The sequence below is a fragment of the Hyella patelloides LEGE 07179 genome, assembly GCF_900659865.1.
Lineage (GTDB): Bacteria > Cyanobacteriota > Cyanobacteriia > Cyanobacteriales > Xenococcaceae > Hyella > Hyella patelloides.
The window spans coordinates 1-5,439 of record NZ_LR214131.1; the positions used below are offsets into that span (position 1 = coordinate 1).

4 protein-coding genes are annotated in these 5,439 nt (G+C 41.4%); 1 reads left to right on the plus strand and 3 read right to left on the minus strand.

Annotated features, from left to right (window positions below; translation table 11 throughout):
• Nucleotides 1-187 precede the first annotated feature (187 nt).
• A complete protein-coding gene (locus H1P_RS30525) occupies nucleotides 188-1,459 on the minus strand; it encodes an MFS transporter (RefSeq protein ID WP_144874833.1) in 1,272 nt (423 codons plus the stop codon).
• Nucleotides 1,460-1,714: 255 nt separating this feature from the next.
• On the opposite strand from H1P_RS30525, the gene H1P_RS30530 reads away from it, so the two are divergent.
• The gene (locus H1P_RS30530; RefSeq protein ID WP_144874835.1) at nucleotides 1,715-2,029 is read left to right on the plus strand and encodes a hypothetical protein; all 315 of its coding nucleotides are present in this window, start codon (nucleotides 1,715-1,717) and stop codon (nucleotides 2,027-2,029) included.
• A gap of 165 nt (nucleotides 2,030-2,194) precedes the next feature.
• Here H1P_RS30530 and H1P_RS30535 read toward each other — a convergent pair whose 3' ends face one another.
• Nucleotides 2,195-3,184, minus strand: coding sequence for an ABC transporter substrate-binding protein (locus tag H1P_RS30535; RefSeq protein ID WP_222427322.1), 990 nt, complete (start codon nucleotides 3,182-3,184; stop codon nucleotides 2,195-2,197).
• A 151-nt stretch (nucleotides 3,185-3,335) separates the two neighbouring features.
• The coding region (locus tag H1P_RS30540; protein WP_144874839.1) for a TonB-dependent siderophore receptor at nucleotides 3,336-5,439 on the minus strand (2,104 nt) is incomplete at its 5' end.

Sequence of the window (5,439 nt, forward strand, 5' to 3'; positions counted from 1 at the left end):
GAGGCATTTCGTACAGCTATGTCTTTTCGTTTTATAGAATGGCTCAATCATAATCGTGACGTATTTATAGCAAATAGAAGCCAGTTCTGGGTTTGTTTGGGCATAATTTTTGTTTAAGTCCCGCTAATACACTTTTTTATTACACTACCACTAGCAATCGCGCAATTTACAAAATATAACGGGTAAATTATGTTTTTTCTACTTTTTTTAGTATGGGAAAAGCGTATCCACCTAAAGCGATCGCCACACCGCAGCAGGAAAATAAAGCAATGGTTAAAGCCATACCTGCACCAGTTTCGTTACCAAAGATACCGCCAAATAATCGAGCTAAGGTACTGTTAGTTTTCATCGCTGGGGCAAACACATTATCGGCTAAAGGACCTGCGATCGCAGCACCTAAAGGCATGGTAATGCCTGCAATTAAATCTCTAGCAGCAAATACCCTTCCCTGAATCTCTGGCTCGATCTTTGACATCCAAATTCCTTGATTGGAACTATTGGGAAAAGGAGAACAAAAACCACTAACAATTGCAGCCACTAATTGCAAAAACATACTTTGCGTTACTGAAAGTAAAATTAGACCACCCTTCCAGATAGCATTTCCCATTAAAAAACCATTGATACGCCGTTTGGGTAAATTCCAGATGCTCATGGTTGCAGCACCCAGTACACCACCAATACCAAAGGTGGTTAACAGTCTGCCCCACACTGTCGGATCGCTGTTACTACGGGCTAAAATCATTGCGGGTAAGATCGCAAAATTAACGCTGTTAATGAGATTGTTAATTAGTAAAAAAGCCAGAATTGCTAGTAAACTAGGATGTTTAAATAGATAGCGTAAGCCAAAAGTTAATTCTTGTTTTATATTACGAATATTTTTTTTAGTTATTTCTTTTCGCTCTGGTTGCGGAATACGAACGATACTCAAAGTTGCGACCGCAACCACAAAAGTAACGATATCGATAATTAGAATTCCTCGCAAACCAATTAGGGGATATAACGCCCCCGCCAAAGCAGGTGCAAAAATAAAAGAGCTAGATAGCTGAATCGTGTTGAGAGCAGTAGCTCTAGTGTAATGCTGCTGGGGGACGATGAGAGAGAGGGAAGCAGAATAAGCCAAACCCTGAATCAAACCGAACAGACTATTAACTGCTGCGGTAAAATACAGATGCCAAATTTGCAGATTGTTAGTTAGAAATAGTAACAGCAGGGCGATGGTAGAAGCTCCTGCTGCCAAATCGCCGACAATCATCAGTAATTTACGACTATAATGATCGACTAATACTCCAGCAAACAGTGAAGCAATTACTCTGGGGGTATGAACGAAAAATAAGATTAAAGATAGAGGAGTAGCCCGTCCTGTAACCTCCCAAGCCCAAATGGTGATGGCAAAGTTAGTCATTTCCGAACCAAGAAAAGAGGCTAGTTGACCGATCCAGATGACAATAAATTTACGCACTGTTTTAGGGATATAAATGAACAATTGATAGGTAAAGTTTTAACGCTTCTACATATTTCTACACAAAAGAGATAAGAGATTGAATACAAAATGTGATGTGTAATGAAAGCTAGCACAGTTTTAAGATTGAAAGTAAGATTTACGGATTTCAAATCTCAAAATAATTTCCTGACGATTTTAAGTTATTGTTTCGGGGGAACGAAGAACAGGACATAATTTTCCTACGGTTTTTATCTGGAATAACTATGAAAATGAGTGCCAAAATCAGATAGAAGAATTGGTAGAGAAAACGATCAAGTTCGTTTGGTTGCTGAAGTAGAGCCTCGGTTAACTGTAAGAGTTGGTTTTCTGGAACGAGAAATTCTTGTTTGTCATATCGAGCAAAGGGGGTGCTGGATCGTTGGTAAAACAGCAGGCGAACTAATCCTGGTACGGTGTATTTTGGGTCAGGTGCGATCGCTATTGGCATCAGTTTACGACCACCCTAGCGCAATGCTTGGAACATCTGGGATAGAGCGGGATGAGCCATCATGCTCTCTTTTGTCCAGGGTTGCGGTATTTCGACAATGACCCAACCGTCAGCAGGATTTGCCGTACCGATCGGATCTTCACCGTTAGTTTTGGAAACAAGGGAGCAAAATTTGCAGTCGTTGGTGAGGGTTTGAGTGGTCATATTCCTGATAAGTAAATTAAGTATAATTAAATTAAAAAATTTAAACAATTAACCTGACTTTATTAAGGCGGTAGTAACTGTTGTTCTAATTCTTCCAGATAAAGCTTCGTGCCGATCGCACCAGGCAAACCCGCACATATATAGGTCGGGATAAAATAAACTCTTCCTGCTTTACTGGCATCTAAAGATTGGGCGATCGCATTATTCGACCATGCCTGTTTTAATTTTGATAGCTGATGCGCGTTGAAATTATCCGTAGCCTCAAGTTCGCTAAAATTATAGCCAAGCAGAATCACAGAGTCAGCATTATTTAGTTCTGGCAAAATTTCGATTGAGATCGGGTGGAGTCTGCTTGTTTGAGAATCTTTAATTTCGGGAGGTGACACTAGTTGAAATCCCAAATCTTCAATGACAGAAGCACAATTAAAATATGAGGTAATTAGATCGATGCGCTGTAATTTCGATGAAGAAAGTAAAAGTAGTTGGGGATGAGCTTTAACTATTGGGGCAAAGCTTTTACGGGCTGCTGTCATTCGTTGTTTGGTTTCGGTTAACAGTTGTTCTGCTTGCTCAGATCGATTAACGGCTTGGGCAACTCCCCGCAAAGTTGTTTCAGGTGTTTTGCGCTCGAATAATATTGTCGGGGCTATCTGAGATAAAGTTTCATACTGACTCTTATTGGCAGTACTGCCGATAATCAAATCGGGTTCAACCTTAATAATGGCTTCAAGTGAAGGTTTTTCAGCCGTACCGACATTAGCTATAGACTCCTTAATTAGATGCCCTAAATAGGAAATCTGCTGACTGGGATTGTCATAATCCTTTGGATGAAAGGCATAATAATCTGCATAGGCAACAGGCTGCTCGTCCAAAGCTAGTAAAGACTCTAGAATATAAGGACCTAGCACCACAATCCGTTCGGGTTGACCGCAAATTTGGGTTTGTCCAGCTTCATGTTCTACAGTACGACAGTCAGCTTGGTTAGATGTAGATGTTTGTTGTCTGCTTGCTCGATCTTGACAAGATGCGATTGTTGCCCCAAGAATAATCAAGATTAGAAACTTCTTGAACCCTAAAACCTTCATAAATTTCTACTTGCTACTTACTACTTGCCCTTCGGGAGCGGAGCATTAGTTGCGGCGAACTAAACGCCTTACTTTGCGCCTTCGGACGATGCGGGGTCTCCGCTCTACTTGCTACTTATTAAAACTCCACCGAAAGCGAAGCACGAACTGTAAATGGGTCGCCAGGGTAAATAAATCTGGTTCTAGAAGTATTTACAGATTCAATAAAATCAACATCAAATAAATTATCAAAGTTCAATCTTACCTGCCAGTTATCCCGAGTGTAGAAAAGGGCAGCATTAGTGAGGAAATAGCTATCTGCCGTAAAACTATTGGGTAATCCTCCTTGTCGTTCTCCAACAAAATTAAATCCCGCACCAAAGCCTAGTCCTTGTAAACTTCCTTTTTGAAGTTCGTAGGTTGTCCATAAACTAGCACTGTTTTCGGGTATTCCTGTCAGTTTACTACCCAAAAGTTCGGGGTCGGTATCTTCTGTCACCTCGGCATCAATAAAGGCATAAGAAGCCGTAATGTTCCAACCAGGCATAATTTGTCCACTCAGGTCGAAATCAAATCCTTCACTTTGCTGTTCTCCCGTGGCAATAGATACCGATCCCACAGGATTATTCGGATCGTTTACGGCAACGTTTTGCTTGGTAATATTAAAGTACCCTAGAGTTGCTGACAAACGGTTCTTGACGATCTCGGCTTTAATCCCCACATCAAACCCTTCTCCTGTTTCTGGTTCTAAAGGTTGACCATCAACGTCGGTATCTTCTGTATTTGGCACAAAGGATTGAGAATAGTTGGCATATAAAGAAATTGGCTCGATTGGTTGATAGACAATACCAACGTTGGGAGTCACAGCATCATCGTTTTGATTAGTTTCTTCGCCAGTTAAATTATCGGTCAAATCTAGATCGACTAAATCGTAACGTACCCCCGCTGCTAAAATTAGGTTATCTAAAAGATCGATTCGGTCTTGCAGGTATATTCCCAGCCGATCTGTCGTTCTATTAAAATCATCAATGGGAGAAAGATCCTCTCTATCGGGCTGAGGAACCGCAAAGTAGTCTGGCTCTGAATCAAAAATATCGATTGGACTATCAGGCTCGAAAAGAGCTCCAGCCGATTCATCCGTATCTGCACGGGATAAATCGACACCAAAGAAAAGATTATGCTTTAGCGAACCTGTATTGAATTTACCTCTAACATTAGTGAAGAGCGAATACTCATCGCTTTTTACTGGTTCAATAGCATATAAACGAGTTAACTCTCCCGTTGATTCATCTAAGCTGAATGGTAATGCTAGAATACCAGACGGATTATCATCCGAAGCATAGCGAAACCGATTGCGTAATTGCCAGTTTTCGCTGAAACTATGCTCTAATGTGTAGCCTATATTCAGGTTTGTAAATTCTTGGCTATCGTCGGGATTATTAGTTACTCGTTCTGGAGGAATATCAGCAATGCCCTCACCAAAGGCGACAGTGCCAAAGTTCACTGGATCGGCATCTTCAGTGTATTCAAGATTAAAAGTTAGGTTAGTGTGATCGCCAATCTGCCATGCTAGAGTAGGTGCGATAAAAAAGCGATCAAAGCTGTCTTCAAAATTGCGAAAACTTTCTTCGGTTCGATACAGCGCATTAAAGCGATAGAGTAAACGACCATCGCCCGTTAAAGGTCCAGAGAGATCGATGCTGGGACTGATAAAATTGCGGTTGCCTAACTGAAATTGCAGATTATAATACGGTTCGGCAAGAGGTTTTTTCGTCACCAGATTAATTATTCCTCCTGGTTCTGCCTGACCAAACAAAGTCGATGGTCCTTTTAAAATTTCAACTCGCTCCAAATTAGCTATTTCTGGAGATGAAGAATCTGCATTGAAACCAGGAAAACCTCCAAAGCCATCTCGTGCAATTCGCGCGCCTTCAAATCCGCGAATGGCAGCTTCAAAGATTCTACCATCATTGTTACCCAAAAACGTGACTCCCGCAGCGTTTTCTAGCACCTCTTCTAGACCAGTCGCCTGCTGGTCTTCAATCACCTGTTGTGGAATTACCTGAATCGACTGAGGAACATCTCGCAACGGTGCATCAATTCTGCCGCCGATATCAGCATCAGGGACAAAATAACTATCTTCTTCTACTCCCTGTCCTGTAGCAATCACGTTAATGGAATCATCTGGCTCATCTGCGGCGGTAGTCCCATCGGGAGTAATGCTTAATACTAAATCATCTCTA